At 43.1% G+C, this 1,018-nt stretch carries 2 protein-coding genes; both read right to left on the bottom strand.

Features of this window, described 5'->3' with window-relative positions; all coding sequences use genetic code 11:
• Positions 1-865: IS3 family transposase (locus IEY48_RS20275; RefSeq protein WP_188923343.1), on the bottom strand; the 865-nt coding region annotated here is incomplete at its 3' end.
• Positions 802-1,018 (bottom strand): transposase (locus IEY48_RS20270; protein WP_373293759.1); only part of this gene is annotated, 217 nt, incomplete at its 5' end. The genes IEY48_RS20270 and IEY48_RS20275, both read right to left, overlap by 64 nt.

Below are 1,018 nucleotides of genomic sequence, written 5' to 3'. Positions count from 1 at the left end.
TATAACTATGCCCGCGTTTTGTATTGTAGTGCTTCAATATATACTTCAGTACATCTTGCTCTGCTTCATCAAAATTATTGTAACCATGCTTAGGCATCCATTCCGTTTTGAAGCTTCTAAAAAATCGTTCCATTACTGCATTGTCCCAACAATTTCCTCGTCGGCTCATACTTTGAGTGATGTTATATTTCCAGAGCATCTGTCGATATTGAAGACTACTGTAATGACAACCCTGGTCTGAGTGAAATACCACGTTTATTGGCCGTCCACGACTTTCAAATGCCATCCTTAATGCGGCACAGGTTAAATCTGTATTCGGGCTATCCGAGCAAGCCCAACCCACTATTTTTCTGGCATATAAATCCATGACCACAGCTAAGTAGAGCCATTGGGTTCCAGACCACACATAGGTTACATCACCACACCAAACCTGGTTTATCTTTTCTACATTAAACTGACGCTTTAACAAATTAGGGGCTATTTTTGAGTCTTCACTGGCGACAGAATAGCGATGTTTTCTGGGCTGGCTACTAATGAGCCCAGCATCTTTCATTAGGCTCGCCGCTTGATAGCGACCCACATTTTCACCTGACTGATTTAGCTGGCCAGCTATTGTTCTCGCGCCTGCTGCACCTCGGCTATCACTGTGTATTGAGATGGCCTTTTGGCGTAATCTTGCTCGTTCAGGTTTCACTAAACCACGATGTTTAAGGTGATAGTGATAGCTACTACGGGGCACTTCAAATAAACAGCAAAGCTGTTTAACGATGTTCTGCTCTCTTGATAACGATTCAATTAATGCTATCGTTTGATGCTGTCTTGCATTAAGAGAGCGGTAGCCTTTTTTAGAATGTCTTTCTCCCATTCAATCTTCTTTATTTTGGCTTCGAGCTCTTGAATGCGTTGTTGTTCTGGGGTAATGGCATTTCCTGATGGTGTAATACCTTCAAATTCTTGCCTGAGTTGAGTCACCCAACGCCTTATTGCTGTCGGACCCACACCTGTGGCCTCACAAGCT

The sequence above is a fragment of the Shewanella saliphila genome (assembly GCF_014648295.1).
In the GTDB taxonomy this organism is placed as follows: Bacteria; Pseudomonadota; Gammaproteobacteria; order Enterobacterales; family Shewanellaceae; genus Shewanella; species Shewanella saliphila.
This window is presented reverse-complemented; position numbering and strand designations above follow the sequence as displayed.